The 13,783-nt window shown below is 68.7% G+C and carries 11 protein-coding genes; 5 read left to right on the plus strand and 6 right to left on the minus strand.

Annotated elements, in window-relative coordinates; all coding sequences use genetic code 11:
- Genes AC1PQG_RS10860 through edd form a run of 5 tightly spaced genes read right to left on the minus strand, consistent with a single transcriptional unit; the run spans position 1 to position 6,679 of the window.
- The gene (locus AC1PQG_RS10860) at positions 1–1,650 is read right to left on the minus strand and encodes an NADP-dependent glyceraldehyde-3-phosphate dehydrogenase (RefSeq protein ID WP_481122580.1); all 1,650 of its coding nucleotides are present in this window, start codon (positions 1,648–1,650) and stop codon (positions 1–3) included.
- 27 nt (positions 1,651–1,677) lie between these two features.
- Positions 1,678–3,129 carry a pyruvate kinase gene (gene pyk, locus AC1PQG_RS10865; RefSeq protein ID WP_481122581.1) on the minus strand — a complete coding sequence of 484 codons (1,452 nt, stop codon included), beginning with the start codon at positions 3,127–3,129 and terminating at the stop codon, positions 1,678–1,680.
- 36 nt (positions 3,130–3,165) lie between these two features.
- Positions 3,166–4,170 carry an aldose epimerase family protein gene (locus tag AC1PQG_RS10870; RefSeq protein WP_481122582.1) on the minus strand — a complete coding sequence of 335 codons (1,005 nt, stop codon included), beginning with the start codon at positions 4,168–4,170 and terminating at the stop codon, positions 3,166–3,168.
- Between the two features lie 10 nt (positions 4,171–4,180).
- The gene (eda, locus tag AC1PQG_RS10875) at positions 4,181–4,819 is read right to left on the minus strand and encodes a bifunctional 4-hydroxy-2-oxoglutarate aldolase/2-dehydro-3-deoxy-phosphogluconate aldolase (protein WP_481122583.1); all 639 of its coding nucleotides are present in this window, start codon (positions 4,817–4,819) and stop codon (positions 4,181–4,183) included.
- A 24-nt stretch (positions 4,820–4,843) separates the two neighbouring features.
- A complete protein-coding gene (edd, locus tag AC1PQG_RS10880) occupies positions 4,844–6,679 on the minus strand; it encodes a phosphogluconate dehydratase (protein ID WP_481122584.1) in 1,836 nt (611 codons plus the stop codon).
- A gap of 285 nt (positions 6,680–6,964) precedes the next feature.
- Here edd and pgl point away from each other — a divergent pair, with 285 nt between their 5' ends.
- The 5 genes from pgl to AC1PQG_RS10905 all read left to right on the plus strand — a co-directional run bounded on the left by pgl (position 6,965) and on the right by AC1PQG_RS10905 (position 12,267).
- Positions 6,965–7,696: a 6-phosphogluconolactonase gene (gene pgl, locus AC1PQG_RS10885; RefSeq protein WP_481122585.1), complete on the plus strand. Its 732-nt coding sequence runs from the start codon at positions 6,965–6,967 to the stop codon at positions 7,694–7,696.
- 39 nt (positions 7,697–7,735) lie between these two features.
- Positions 7,736–8,635, plus strand: a complete 900-nt coding sequence (hexR, locus tag AC1PQG_RS10890; protein ID WP_481122586.1) for a transcriptional regulator HexR — start codon at positions 7,736–7,738, stop codon at positions 8,633–8,635.
- Positions 8,636–8,642: 7 nt separating this feature from the next.
- Positions 8,643–10,286, plus strand: coding sequence for a glucose-6-phosphate isomerase (gene pgi, locus AC1PQG_RS10895; RefSeq protein WP_481122587.1), 1,644 nt, complete (start codon positions 8,643–8,645; stop codon positions 10,284–10,286).
- Positions 10,287–10,450: 164 nt separating this feature from the next.
- Positions 10,451–10,933, plus strand: a complete 483-nt coding sequence (locus tag AC1PQG_RS10900) for a hypothetical protein (RefSeq protein WP_481122588.1) — start codon at positions 10,451–10,453, stop codon at positions 10,931–10,933.
- A complete protein-coding gene (locus AC1PQG_RS10905; RefSeq protein WP_481122589.1) occupies positions 10,930–12,267 on the plus strand; it encodes a GAF domain-containing protein in 1,338 nt (445 codons plus the stop codon). The genes AC1PQG_RS10900 and AC1PQG_RS10905 overlap by 4 nt, the downstream gene beginning before the upstream one ends.
- A 3-nt stretch (positions 12,268–12,270) precedes the next feature.
- Here AC1PQG_RS10905 and AC1PQG_RS10910 read toward each other — a convergent pair whose 3' ends face one another.
- Positions 12,271–13,713: a short-chain fatty acyl-CoA regulator family protein gene (locus AC1PQG_RS10910; RefSeq protein ID WP_481122590.1), complete on the minus strand. Its 1,443-nt coding sequence runs from the start codon at positions 13,711–13,713 to the stop codon at positions 12,271–12,273.
- Positions 13,714–13,783 lie beyond the last annotated feature (70 nt).

The raw sequence follows: 13,783 nt of genomic DNA on the forward strand, positions 1-13,783 counted from the left end.
TCAGAGGATGAAGTGGGTGTTGAGGAAGTTGGACTTGTGGCCGAGCACGATGGCGTCCAGCAGCGTCTTGGTGGCGTCGGTCTGCTTGGCGGCGACCATGGTGCGGATCGAGAAGGCGCGCAGCGCGTCGTGCACCGACAGGGTGCCCTCGGCGGAGTCCTTGCGGCCGGTGAAGGGGAAGATGTCCGGGCTGCGCTGGCACTGGCAGTTGATGTTGACGCGGCACACCTGGTTCACCAGCGGGTCGACGAGGCTGGCGATCTGGTCCGGGTCGGTGCCGAAGATGGACACCTGCTGGCCGTGGTCGGAGCTGATCACGTATTCCAGCGCGGTCTCGATGTCCTCGAAGGGTGCCACCGGGATCAGCGGGCCGAACTGCTCTTCGCGGTAGAGCTTCATGCCTTCCTTCACCGGGTACACCACGGCCGGGTAGAACAGGGTCTCCACCGACGTGCCGCCGCCTTCGTTGAGCACGCGGGCGCCCTGGCCGACGGCGTCGGCGATGCAGTCGTTCATGTAGGCGACCTTGTTCATCTCGGGCAGCGGGGTGAGGGTGACGCCCTTTTCCCACGGCATGCCGATCTTGAGCTTGCCGATCTCCTCGCAGAAGCGGCGCAGGAAGCGTTCGGCGATGGCCTGGTGCACCAGGATCATCTTGATCGCGGTGCAGCGCTGGCCGTTGAAGGACAGGGTGCCGGCGATGCACTCCTTGACGGTCAGCTCCACGTCGGCGTCGGGCAGGATGATGGCCGCGTTCTTGGCCTCCAGGCCCAGCACGGCGCGCAGGCGGTTGGACTTGGGGTGGGCCTTCTTGAGCTGGTCGGCGACCTTGCTGGTACCGATCAGGGCCAGCACGTTGACCTTGCCGGAGGCCATCACGTGCGGCACCACCACGTTGCCCTGGCCGTACACAATGTTGATGACGCCGCGCGGGAAGGCGCTGCGGAAGGCTTCCAGCATCGGGTAGTAGAGCAGCACGCCGAAGCGCGGCGGCTTGAAGACCACCACGTTGCCCATGATCAGCGCCGGGATCAGGGTCGTGAAGGTCTCGTTCATCGGGTAGTTGTAGGGGCCCATGCACAGCACGATGCCCAGCGGCGAGCGGCGGATCTGGGCGATGGTGCCGTCCACGATCTGGAAGCGCGAGTTGCCGTTGTCGAGCTGCTTGAGCTCGGCGATGGTGGCCTTGATGTAGTCGATGGTGCGGTCGAACTCCTTCTCGGAATCGGCCAGGCTCTTGCCGATCTCCCACATGATCAGGTTAACGATCTCGCGGCGGCGGGCGATGATCTGGTTGGTGAAGTTCTGTACGCAGGCGATACGCTCGGCCACCGACATGGTCGGCCACTGGCCGCGGCCGTGGTCATAGGCGCGCTCGGCGGCGGCCAGTGCGGCGTCGGCCTCGGCGGTGCCGGTCATCGGGTAGCTGCCGAGCTCCACGTGGGCCAGGCTGCCATCGGCGCCGCGCACGCACATGGGGGAATGCACCGGGCGGGTCTCGCCCTTCCACACGTGCATTTCGCCGTCGAGCAGGATGCTGCGCTGGTGCAGCGGGGAGAGGATGCGGCAGTCCTCGGCGATCTGGTGTTCCTCGGGGAAGAGGGCGAGCAGGCTTTCCTTGAGATTGCCGCGGGCGTCGGTGTGGGTCATGGTCGTGTCCTTTGGTGGGCTGTCGTCTTATAGGGATTGGGTTTGCGTGGCGCTGCCGGGCAGCACCACGCGCAGCAAGTTGGTGCTGCCGGGGGTACCGAAGGGCACGCCGGCGGCCAGCACGAAGGCGTCGCTGGGCTGGGTGAGGCCTTCGTCGCGGCAGGCTTCGGCCGCCTCGGCGAGCATGGCGGCGTCGTGGTCGGTGGTGGTCGGCGCGACGCGGCGCGACAGGCGCGAGCGCACGCCCCACACCAGGGCCAGGCGGCGCGCGACGCGCTCGTCGGGCGTCAGCGAAAGGATCGGTGCGCGCGGGCGTTGGTTGGCGAGGCGCAGGGTGGTGGCGCCGGAGGAGGTGTAGGCCACCGTCGCGCCCAGCGGCAGCACGCCGGCCACGGTGCGCATCGCAGCGCCGATGGCGTCGGTGCTGCTGTGCTCCAGTCGGCCATGCACGGCGTCCATCAGCTGGCGCTGCAGCGGGTCGGACTCGGTGCAGGCGATGATGCGGGTCATCATCTCGACGGCTTCCCGCGGGTATTTGCCGGAGGCCGATTCGGCGGACAGCATCACGCAGTCCACCCCGTCATACACGGCGGTGGCCACGTCGGAGGCTTCGGCGCGGGTCGGCGCGGGGGCCTCGATCATCGATTCGAGCATCTGCGTCGCTACCACCACCGGTTTGCCGGCTTCCCGGCAGCGCCGCACGATGCGCTTCTGCAGGCCCGGCACTTCCTCGGGCGGCAGTTCGACGCCGAGGTCGCCGCGGGCCACCATCACCCCGTCGGCGGCGGCGATGATGGCGTCGAGATGGGCCAGCGCGGCGGGTTTCTCGATCTTGGCCATCAGCCAGGCACTCTTGCCGATGATGGCGCGGGCTTCATGGAGATCCTCGGGGCGCTGCACGAAGGACAGGGCCACCCAGTCGACGCCCAGTTCGAGGCCGAAGGCCAGGTCGGCCTGGTCCTTGGCGGTCATCGCCGACAGGGGCAGCGCCACGGACGGCACGTTGACGCCCTTGCGGTCGGACAGCAGGCCGTCGGTGAGGGCTTCGGCGGTGACGACGTCGCCGGTTTTGTCGACGACGCGGAAGCGCATCTTGCCGTCGTCGATCAGCAGCGTGTCGCCGGGGCGCACGGCGGCGATGATCTCCGGGTGGGGAATGCACACGCGATGGGCGTCGCCCGGCGTGATGTCCAGGTCGAAGCGGATGAGGTCGCCACGGGCCAGGCGCGGCTTGCCGCTGGCGAAGGTGCCGAGGCGCAGCTTGGGCCCCTGCAGATCCATGAGGATGCCGAGCGGGCGGCCGAGGGCGGCCTCGACGCGACGGATGGCGGCGTGCACGGCGCGGTGGTTGTCGTGGCTGCCGTGGCTGAAGTTGAGGCGGAACACGTCGGCGCCGGCTTCGGCGAGGGTGCGGATGCTCGCCTCGTCGGCGCTGGCCGGCCCTAGGGTGGCGATGATCTTGGTGTTGCGATGGGGCACGCTTGTCTCCTGGTATTTATAGGTGTGGGTTGCGTCTCAGCCCTGCGCGAAGCGGGCGCCGCAGCGGAAGCGGTGGCTGCCGCCCGGCGGCAGGCGGATCGCGGCGGCGCAGTCGGGGCGGTTGAAGGCGTCGGTCATCGCCGAGACCGGCTCGATGGCCATCGCACGGCGGCCGTCGCGGGCCAGCGTGTCGCCGGTGAACAGATGCACCAGCCCGCCGTGCTGCCAGACCTCCAGCGCGCGCCGGTTGAGCGGGTCGCGCAGGCGCGTCAGCACGATGCCGTGGGCGTCGGCGATCGGGTCGGCGACGCAGCCGTCGATGACCGTGTGGCCGATCGCCCAGGGCAGGCGGAAGTCGAGGGCCGGCAGCGCGTGCAGCGGCTGGTAGGCGGCGCCGTCGACGAGCGGGATCAGTTCGGCGTCGGTGGCGATGCCGTGGCGAGCCGGCAGGTGCAGCTTGAGGTGTTCGATGCCCTCGTCGCCGAGGCGGAAGTAGGGATGCCAGCCGCAGCTGTAGGGGGCCGCCACGTCGCCGACGTTGTGGGCTTCTAGTTCCAGCGCGATGCCCTGGTCGGACAGGGAGAACAGGATGCGCAGGTCGAGGGCGAAGGGGTAGCCGGCAAACGCGCCGGGCCGGATGGCCGTGCAGGCGAACTCCACGCTGGCCGCTTCGTCGTCGGCCCAGGCCTCGGCGATGGGCAGTTCGAGGCTGCGCAGGAAGCCGTGGTAGATCAGCCGCTCGGCGTCCGGCACGCCCGGTTGCAGGTCGTGGAGGGCGCCGTCGAAGCGGTAGCGGGCATCCGCCACGCGGTTGCTGAAGGGGGCCATGATGCCGCTGCGTACGCCGGCCTGGCTGTGCAGCTCGGCGGCGCTGGCGTAGCCGTCGATCAGGTCGAGCGTGCCGTCCGCGGTGGCCTGCTGCCAGCTCAGCAGCGTGGCGCCGGTGGTGCACAGCACGGCGCGGGCGCGGGCGTGGCTGTCCTCCAGGGCCACCGTGGGCAGGCCGTCGAAGTGCTCGTGGACGATGCGGTAGCGCGGCATGGGCGTGGGCTCAGGCGGCGTGGGCCGGGCGGCGCAGCGCGGCGGCGTCGGCGGCGAGGCGGGTGATCGCGGCCCAGTCGCCGGCCTGCACCTTGTCGGCGGGCGTCAGCCAGGAGCCGCCGACGCAGGCCACGTTGGGCAGGGCCAGGAATTCCGGCGCGCTGGCCAGGTCGATGCCGCCGGTGGGGCAGAAGCGCAGCTGCGGGAAGGGGCCGCCGAGGGCCTTGAGCATGCCGACGCCGCCGGCCTGCTTGGCGGGGAACAGCTTGAGGGTGTCGAAGCCGGCGGCGAGCGCGTTGATGACGTCGGAGGGTGTCATCACACCGGGCAGGAAGGGCAGGCCGCTGTCCCGCGCGGCGGCCAGCAGCTCGGCATTGGCGCCGGGGCTGACGCCGAAGCGGGCACCGGCGGCGCGGGCGGCTTCGAGATCGGCGGGGCTGACGATGGTGCCGACGCCGACCAGGGCTTCCGGCACTTCGGCGACGATGGCGCGGATGCTGTCCAGCGCGGCGGCGGTGCGTAGGGTGACTTCCAGCACCCGGATACCGCCCGCGACAAGGGCGCGGGCGAGGGGCACGGCGGAGGCCAGTTCGTCGATGACGATGACCGGCATGACGGGGCTGGCGGCGAGGATTTCTCGGGTCTGCATGTTGGCTCTCTCTGCGGTGCCGGCTCAGGCGGCGGGGGTGGGGTAGGGGGCGAAGGTGATGCCGCCCTGTTCGGCGCCGGCGGCATGGGCACGGGCATTCACGAACAGGTCACGGCCGATGCCATGCTGGTGGGCGGACAGGTCGGCGACGGCGCCCACGCGGGCATCCCATTCGACGGGGCTGACCAGGGCTTCCAGCACGCCGGTTTCGGCGTCGAGACGGAGCACATCGCCATCGCGCACGCGGCCGAGGGGGCCGCCGGCAATGCATTCGGGCGTGACGTGGATGGCCGCCGGCACCTTGCCGGACGCGCCGGACATGCGGCCGTCGGTGACCAGCGCGACCTTGAAGCCTTCGTCCTGCAGCACGCCGAGGGCCGGTGTGAGCTTGTGCAGCTCGGGCATGCCGTTGGCCTTGGGGCCCTGGAAGCGCACCACGGCGACGAAGTCCCGGTGCAGTTCGCCGCGCGAGAAGGCGGCGAGCATGTCGTCCTGGCTGTCGAAGATGATGGCCGGGGCCTCGACCACGCGGTTGGCGGGCTTGACGGCCGACACCTTGATGACCGCGCGGCCCAGGTTGCCGGTGAGGAGCTTGAGGCCGCCGTCGGCGCTGAAAGGTTCGCCGCCGCTGCGCAGCACGTCGGTGTCGAGGCTGTTTGCCGGGGCGTCGCGCCACACGAGGGTGTCGCCGTCGAGGAAGGGCTCGCGGGTGTAGTGGGACAGGCCCTGGCCGGCGACGGTCTTCACGTCTTCATGGAGCAGGCCGAGGCCGAGCAGCTCGCGGATCAGGAAGCCCATGCCGCCGGCGGCGTGGAAGTGGTTCACGTCGGCGCTGCCGTTCGGGTAGATGCGCGCCAGCAGCGGCACCACGTCGGACAGGGCGTTGAAGTCGTCCCAGTCGATGAGGATGCCGGCCGCCCAGGCCATGGCCACCAGGTGGATGGTGTGGTTGGTGGAGCCGCCGGTGGCGAGCAGGCCGACGATGGCGTTGGCGATGGCCTTCTCGTCGACGACCTCGGCCATCGGCGTGTATTCGGGGCCGGCGGCGGTGATGCAGGCGGCGCGCTCGGCGGCGGCGCGGGTCAGCGCGTCGCGCAGCGGCGTGTTGGGGGTGACGAAGGCGGCGCCGGGCAGGTGCAGGCCGAGCACTTCCATCAGCATCTGGTTGCTGTTGGCGGTGCCGTAGAAGGTGCAGGTGCCGGGGCCGTGGTAGGCCTTCATCTCCGCTTCCAGCAGCGCTTCGCGGTCGAGTTTGCCCTGGGCGTGGAGCTGGCGGATCTTGGCCTTCTCGTCGTTGGACAGGCCGCTGGTCATCGGCCCGGCGGGCACGAAGACGGCAGGCAGGTGGCCGAACTGCAGCGCGCCGATGACCAGGCCCGGCACGATCTTGTCGCACACGCCCAGGTACAGGCCGCCGTCGAAGACGTTGTGGGACAGGGCCACCGCCGTGGCCATGGCGATCACGTCGCGGGAGAACAGGGACAGCTCCATGCCCGGCTGGCCCTGGGTGACGCCGTCGCACATGGCCGGCACGCCGCCGGCGAACTGGGCCACCGCGCCGGCGGCGCGGGCCGCTTCCTTGATCAGCGCCGGAAAGCGCTCCAGCGGCTGGTGGGCGGACAGCATGTCGTTATAGGCGGAGACGATCGCCAGGTTGGGCTGGCGGATCTCGCGCAGCACCAGCTTGTCGTTGCCGGGCGCGGCGGCAAAGGCGTGGGCGAGGTTGGTACACGAGGCGTGGCCGCGCACCGTGCCGGACTGGCGGGCATTGCGGATGCGTTCCAGGTAAGCCTGGCGGGTGGCGGCGCTGCGCTGGCGGATGCGCTCGGTGACGCGGGCGAGGACGGGATGGATGTTCATCATGTCTCCTTGGCCTGTTGAGGCCTGTTCTGTGTAGTTTGTTGAAATAAATGTAGCATTACTCCAAAAAGAAATACAAGAAAGGTTTTGAAATTTTTGTTTGTTTACATCGGATGCGCTGTTGTGATTGCCTATAAAACACAATAAAAACAGTAATATTTAAAGCAGCGGCAATTTTTCGGCGTGTAGTTTTTCATGTTGACTTTCTACAAAGCTACCGCTTTAATGTTGTGTAACAAAAGTACATTTATAGACGTGATTCGCTTCCTCCGGAGTATTCGTGCAATGAACGAGACGATTTCCCCGCTGGCCCTGCCGGGCTTTGTCCGCCAGCGCCTGTTCGATGCCGACGTGGCGATGGCCTGCGCGCTGGCCGCCGCCGTGGCTGATGCGCTGCGCAGCGGGCTGGCCGGGCGCGGATGCGCGTCGCTGGCGGTGTCCGGCGGGCGCAGCCCGATTCCGTTTCTCGAAGCGCTTTCGGCGGAGACGCTGGACTGGGCGCGGGTGACCGTGACGCTGGTGGACGAGCGCTGGGTGGCGCCGGACAGCGCCGACAGCAACGAGGCGCTGGTGCGCCGCCATCTGTTGCAGGGCCGTGCGGCGGCGGCGCGCTTTGTGCCGCTGAAAACGCCGGCCGAATCGCCGGAGGCCGGTGTCGCCGCAGCGCTGGCCCTGCGCGCGGAATTGCCGCAGCCCTTCGATGCGGTGGTGCTGGGGATGGGCGAGGACGGCCACACCGCCAGCCTGTTCCCGGACGCGGCCGGCCTGGCCGCCGCGCTCGATATGGAGGGTGACGCCGAACTGGCCTGCATCCATCCGCCGCGGGCGCCCCATGCGCGCATCACGCTGACGCTGTCGGGCCTGCTGGCGACGCAGCGCCTGTTCGTGCAGGCTGGCGGTGCTAAGAAGCGTGAAGTGCTGGAGCGTGCGGCGATACAGGGCGATCCGCTGCTGCTTCCCATCGCTGCGGTGCTGCAGCAGCGCAAGGTGGTGCCGGAGCTGTTCTTCTGCGCCTGAACCAAGAGTGAAGACAAGGTGACAACAACCATGGCGACCATGGATTCCCCCGAAAACGACCGCAGCGAAGCCCTTGCTGAGCCGGCGGGTGGCGCCTCGCTGCTGACGCGCATCGGCGCCATGAAGGGCGAGCTGCGCAAGTCCGAGAGCGCGGTGGCCGACTTCGTGCTGGAGCAACCCAGCGAGGTGCTCAACATTTCCATCGCCGAGCTGGCCTACCGGGTCGGCGTCAGCCAGCCGACCGTGGCGCGCTTCGCCAACGCGCTGGGCTTCTCCGGCTTCAAGGAGTTCAAGCTGCGCCTGGCCCAGAGCATGGCCAGCGGCACGCCCTTCGTGCATCGCGACGTGGGGCCCGAGGACAGCCTCAACCAGGCGGTGCTCAAGGTCTTCGACCGCAGCATCGGCGCTTTGCTCAACGTGCGTAACCACCTGGACCCGGCGCGTGTGGCGCGGGCCGTGGATATCCTGGCCGAAGCGCGGCGCCTCGAGTTCTACGGCATCGGCAACTCGGGCATCGTGGCCCAGGATGCGCAGCACAAGTTCTTCCGCTACGGCACGCCCAGCGTGGCCTACGGCGATCCGCACATCCAGGGCATGGCGGCCACGCTGCTGCGGGCCGGCGATGCAGTGGTGGCGATCTCCGCCAGCGGGCGCACGACGGACCTGATCCGCAGCGTGGAGCTGGCCCGCGATGCCGGCGCCGAGGTGGTGGCGATCACCGCCAGTGGGTCGCCGCTGGCCCGCGCCGCCAGCGTGACGCTGGCCGCCGACGTGCCGGAAGACCCGGACGTCTATTCACCGATGACTTCGCGCATCGCCCACCTGGCGATCATCGACGTGCTCGCCGTCGGCGTGGCCCTGGTGGCCGGGCCGGAGCTGGTGAAGCGCCTGGAAAGAACCAAGCAGACCCTTCGCGACAAACGCATCCGAGGATATTGAGGCCGACATGAACACGCTGACCACCAGTCAGGAATGGCTTGCCCTGCAGGCCCACCGGGAAGAACTCCAGACCGCCCACCTGCGCCGCCTGTTCGCCGATGATCCGGCGCGCGCCGCGCGCTTCTCCATCGAGGCCGCCGGGGTGTTCCTCGACTACTCGAAGAACCGCGTCACCGCCGCCACGATGGACGCGCTGATGGCCCTGGCCCGCGCCCGCGGGCTGGAGGAGGCGCGCGACGAGATGTTCTCCGGCGCGCCGGTGAACATCACCGAGCACCGGGCGGTGCTGCACCGGGCGCTGCGTGCGCGCAGCGACGAGACCATCCTGGTTGGCGGCGAGAACGTGGTGCCGGGCGTGCGCAACGTGCTCGACCAGATGCGCCGCTTCACCGACCGGGTGCGCGGCGGCAGCTGGAAGGGCTACCGCGGCCAGCCGATCACCGACATCGTGAACATCGGCATCGGCGGCTCCGACCTCGGCCCGCAGATGGTCTGCGAAGCCCTGCGGCCGATCGGCCACCAACGCCTGTCGATGCACTTCGTGTCCAACGTGGATGGTGCGCCGCTGGCCGACGTGCTGAACCGCGTCAATCCGGAGACGACGCTGTTCGTCGTGGTGTCCAAGACCTTCACGACCCAGGAGACCCTGCGCAACGCGACCAGCGCGCGGAGTTGGTTCCTGGAGAACGGCGGCGAGCAGGAGGACATCGCGCGGCACTTCGTGGCGGTGTCCACCGACGCCCGCCGGGTGGCCGAGTTCGGCATCGACCCCGAGCACATGTTCGGCTTCTGGGACTGGGTCGGCGGGCGCTATTCCCTGTGGTCGGCGGTGGGCCTGTCGATCGCGCTGTACATCGGCATGCCGGCTTTTGCCGCGCTGCTCGACGGTGCACGGGAGATGGACGAGCACTTCGCGTCGGCGCCGCTGGAGCGCAGCATGCCGGTGATCCTCGGCATGCTGGGGGTGTGGTACCGGCAGTTCTTCAATGCCGGCAGCCATTGCATCGCACCGTATGCGCACCGCCTCAACCGCTTTCCGGCCTACCTGCAGCAGCTGGACATGGAGAGTAACGGCAAGTCGGTGACCCGCGACGGCCGGCCGGTGTCCGGCGCCACCGGCCCGGTGATCTGGGGTGAGGTGGGCACCAACGGCCAGCACGCCTTCTTCCAGCTGCTGCACCAGGGAACGGACGTGGTGCCGGTGGACTTCATCGCGCCGTTGAAGGCCGACCAAGCCCTCGACGACCACCAGCTGCTGCTGCTCGCCAATTGCCTGGCCCAGAGCGAGGCGTTGATGCGCGGCAAGAGCGCCGACGAGGTACGCGCCGAACTCACCGCGGCCGGCATGGCCGGCGACGAGCTGGAGGAACTGGTGCCCCACAAGGTCTTCCCCGGCAACCGGCCGAGCAACACGCTGCTGCTGCCCGACCTGTCGCCGCACTCCCTCGGCGCGCTGATCGCCCTCTACGAGCACAAGGTCTTCGTGCAGGGCATCATCTGGAACATCAATTCCTTCGACCAGTGGGGCGTGGAGCTGGGCAAGCGGCTGGCGGTGGACATCGTCGCCGAGCTGCGCGGCGACGGCCTCGGCACCCACGATGCATCCACGCGGGAGCTGATCGGGCGGGTGAGGGCGTCGCTGAAGGATTGAACGCCTGAGGGGCGGAGCCGTGGCGGCGATCCGCGTCTTGTGCGCCGCACATCACTCGCGGGCGCTTCTGCGACACGCTCCTCACCCGTGCTGGTATTCCTTCATGTCATTTTGGGTAATGCCTGCCTATAGTGGCGGTGACATTTATTCCTCCACGATGACCGATGCTCGACAGTGATACCCAGGCGTTCCTGCAGACCGGCGTCAGCATCAGCCTGGCCGCCTGCAATGCAGCGCGGCTGGCCTGCATGAGTCGCGGCATGGGCTGCAAGGTGCTCGATGGCGGCCGACGGATGGCGATCTTCCTCAAGCGCTCCCAGTCGCTGGAGCTGCTCGACAACGTTGCCGCCACCGGCAAGGTGGCCTGCGTGTTCAGCCTGCCGAGCAGCAACCGTACTTTCCAGCTGAAGGGCGCGGATGCCGTCGTGCAGCCCTTCGATCCGGCGGACATGGCGGTCGTGAATCACCATATCGACGAGTTCGTGCAGGAGGTCGTACCCCTTGGCATGGCGGAGCAGGTGGTGCGCGCGGTGTTTGCCTGCACGGCGGATGACCTGGTGACGGTGGTCTATTCGCCGTCCGCGGTGTTCTCCCAGACGCCCGGCCCGAAGGCCGGTGAGCCGGTTAGCGGGGCATCGGCATCATGAATGTGCGCCTCGAAACCATCCGCGAGTGCCTGGAGGGCATCATCCCCGGCCACATCGGCACCTGCGACGCGGAGGGCATGCCGAACCTGGCCTACCTGTCCCAGGTGGAGTTCATCGACAACGAGCATGTCGCGCTGTCCTACCAGTTCTTCAACCGCACGCGGCAGAACGTGCTGGCCGGCTCCCCGGTGCGCCTGCTGCTCACCAGCCATCTCACCGGCGCCCAGTACCGGTTGGAGTTGCAGTTCCTGCGCACCGAGACCGCCGGCCCGCTGTTCGAGCAGATGAAGGCCAAGCTGGCCGGCATCGCCGCCCACACGGGCATGAGCGGAGTGTTCAAGCTGCTCGGTTCGGACATCTACCGGGTGCTGTCCATCGAGCAGGTTGTCGGCCCGACGGTGGCGCCGCCACCGCCGCCGGTCAATTACCTCACCGCGCTGCGCCGGGCCGCCCAGAAGCTGGCCGGCTGCGCCAACCTGGAATGCCTGCTGGAGACCGCCCTCGACAGCCTGCAGTCGGAGTTCGGCATCGGCCACGTGATGTTGCTGATGCACGACGAGGGGCGCGGGCGGCTGTACACGCTGGCCAGCCGCGGCTATCCCGAGTCCGGCGTGGGCTCCGAGATTCCGATGGGCGTCGGGCTGATCGGCATCAGCGCGCGGGAACGCTCGCCGATCCGCATCGGGTTCATGACCAGTGAGTACACCTACGGGTGTACGGTGCGCGACAGCATCGCCGCGGAAGGCTATGCGGACACGCTGGAGACGGCGATCCCGCTGCCGGGCCTGCCCGAGGCGTGCAGCCAGATGGCGGTGCCCATCCTGGCCTGCGAGCGGGTGCTCGGCGTGCTGTACGTGGAGAGCGTGGCCGACCTGCACTTCGGCTACGACGACGAGGACGCGCTGGTGGCCTTCGCCGCCCAGTTGGGGCAGGCGATCCTGCATCACCAGCAGGTGGACGAGGTGGAAGAGGAGGCGCAGTCGTCCGACACCGCGCCGCCGGTCCCGGCTGGCCCGCCGCTGCGGGTCCGCCACTACGGGGCCAACGACAGCGTGTTTCTGGGCGATGACTACCTCATCAAGGGTGTGGCGGGTGCCATCCTGTGGGCCTTGCTGCAGGATTTCGCCGAGCGTGGCCGCACGGAGTTCACCAACAAGGGGCTGCGGGTGGACCCGCGCATCCGCCTGCCCGGCGTCAGCGACAACCTGGAGGCGCGCCTGGTGCTGCTGCAGCGGCGCCTTGAAGAAAGAAGCGCCGGCATCCACCTGGCCAAGAGCGGCCGCGGCCGCTATGCGCTGACGGTGGATCGGCCGCTGGAGCTGGCGACGGACTGATATCTAATCCGGCATGCCCGCACCGGCAGGCTCCCGCGAACCATGCCGGTAGGGCTCGAAGTAGCGTCGGTCGGCATCGATGGCAAGGTTGCGTCCGATCGGTGGGAAGGCCCGTTGCGGGCAGTCCTGCCGATCACAGACCTTGCAGCCGGCGCCGATGGGTGTCGCCACGTCGGGGTCGCCGAGGTCCAGGCCGCGGGAATAGACCAGGCGGTCGGCGTGGCGCAGGTCGCAGCCGAGGCCGATGGAAAAGGTCTTGCCCGGTGCGCCGTAGGCGCCGGAATCCCGTGCCACGCTGCGGGCGATCCACAGATAGCGGCGCCCGTCGGGCATGGCGGCCAGCTGGGTCAGGATGCGGCCGGGCACCGTGAAGGCTTCATAGACGTTCCACAACGGACAGGTGCCACCGATGCGCGAGAAATGGAAGTCGGTGGCCGACTGCCGTTTGGAGATGTTGCCGGCCCGGTCGACGCGGATGAAGAAGAAAGGCACGCCGCGGGCGGCCGGCCGCTGCAGCGTGGACAGCCGGTGGCAGACCGTTTCGAAGCCGACACCGAAGCGCTGCTCGAGCAGGCCGATGTCGTAACGCAGGGCTTCGGCCGTCTCCAGGAAGCGGCCGTAGGGCAGCACCAGCGCGCCGGCGAAGTAGCTGGCCAGCCCGATGCGCGTGAGGGCCCGCGATTCGTCCAGCGCAAAGCGCCCCGAGGCCGCCATCCCGTCGATGATGTCGCCGGCCTCCAGAAAGGCGAGCTGGGTGGCGAGCTGGAAGGCCTGCTGACCCCGCTCCAGGCGCGAGGACAGACGCAGCAGCCGCGCGGCTGGTTCGTAGCTGCGCTGTACGCCGGTATCCTCCCGGTCGAGCGTGACCCGAACGCCGTGGATGTCCTCCAGGCGCCGGGTGAGCGAGGCGGCCAGATCCATGCCGTCGCCGCAGGATTCGAAGATCGTCTCCGCCAGTTGGTCGAGTTCGTCGATGTGGTTGTGGCGGGCGTAGAAGAAGTCCCGCACTTCCTCGTAGGGCATCGGTGCCGGGCTTGCCACGCCGCTACGGTCGTCCCCCAGGCGGGCGGCCAGCACCTCCGCACGCTCCCGCTGGTCGCGCAGGCTGCGGTCCAGGGCGATCAACGTGCGTGCCACCGCCGGCATGTTGGCAGCGAGTTCGCGGATCTCGGCGGTCGACACCGGCGTCTCCCCCTGAGCGGACAGGAACACCTCGCGCAGATCGGCGGTGAGGCGGGCTTCGTCGTCCTCGGAGAACTGCTGCACATCGACGCCGAACACCGCATTCAACTTGAGCAGCACCGGCACGCTGAGGGGGCGCTGGTTCTGCTCCAGCTGGTTCAGGTAACTCGGGGACAGCTCCAGCGCCCGCGCCAGCGCCACCTGGGTCAGGCCGCGCTCCTCCCGGAAGCGCCGCAGGCGGATGCCCATGAAGGTCTTTTTCATCTTGGATGCCTTTGGCGAAAATTCGCAAGATTTACAAACGTGCAAATTTTCATTCGCATTCCTTCGCTTT

The sequence above is a fragment of the Zoogloea sp. GDB6 genome, assembly GCF_056724105.1.

Bases quoted from the DNA above. Each gene is read 5' to 3' on its own strand.
- AC1PQG_RS10860 (WP_481122580.1), bottom strand. From the start codon at position 1,650: ATGACCCACACCGACGCCCGCGGCAATCTCAAGGAAAGCCTGCTCGCC.
- AC1PQG_RS10870 (WP_481122582.1), bottom strand. From the start codon at position 4,170: ATGCCGCGCTACCGCATCGTCCACGAGCACTTCGACGGCCTGCCCACG.
- eda (WP_481122583.1), bottom strand. From the start codon at position 4,819: ATGCAGACCCGAGAAATCCTCGCCGCCAGCCCCGTCATGCCGGTCATC.
- edd (WP_481122584.1), bottom strand. From the start codon at position 6,679: ATGAACATCCATCCCGTCCTCGCCCGCGTCACCGAGCGCATCCGCCAG.
- pgl (WP_481122585.1), top strand. From the start codon at position 6,965: ATGAACGAGACGATTTCCCCGCTGGCCCTGCCGGGCTTTGTCCGCCAG.
- hexR (WP_481122586.1), top strand. From the start codon at position 7,736: ATGGATTCCCCCGAAAACGACCGCAGCGAAGCCCTTGCTGAGCCGGCG.
- pgi (WP_481122587.1), top strand. From the start codon at position 8,643: ATGAACACGCTGACCACCAGTCAGGAATGGCTTGCCCTGCAGGCCCAC.
- AC1PQG_RS10900 (WP_481122588.1), top strand. From the start codon at position 10,451: ATGCTCGACAGTGATACCCAGGCGTTCCTGCAGACCGGCGTCAGCATC.
- AC1PQG_RS10905 (WP_481122589.1), top strand. From the start codon at position 10,930: ATGAATGTGCGCCTCGAAACCATCCGCGAGTGCCTGGAGGGCATCATC.
- AC1PQG_RS10910 (WP_481122590.1), bottom strand. From the start codon at position 13,713: ATGAAAAAGACCTTCATGGGCATCCGCCTGCGGCGCTTCCGGGAGGAG.